Consider the following 244-nt stretch of genomic DNA (forward strand, 5'->3'; position numbering starts at 1 on the left):
GCAATTTCTTTCTTTAAAGCAACAGTTTGTTTTTGCAAATCTTTCTGAGTTTTAGCCAAAGATTTAGCGCTGTATTCAGGTGCTAATTTGCCTTGGTTAAGCTGCATCATTAGTTGGTCAAGATTTTTCAATTTGCCATTCAAAATCTGCTTCTTATTTTCAAGCTCAGACTGAGTTTGACCAAGAGTTTGCTTCAATTGCTTAATTTGTTGCTGTTCATCAATTACACGTTGCTGTTCTTGTT

Annotated in this window: 1 protein-coding gene; it reads right to left on the minus strand. The window is 34.8% G+C overall.

What is annotated here, in order from left to right:
- Nucleotides 1–244, minus strand: a 244-nt coding sequence (locus tag AC3II9_RS22335; RefSeq protein ID WP_489158952.1) for a hypothetical protein, incomplete at both ends; no start/stop codon positions are given.

This window comes from Lysinibacillus sp. RU7 (genome assembly GCF_057837305.1).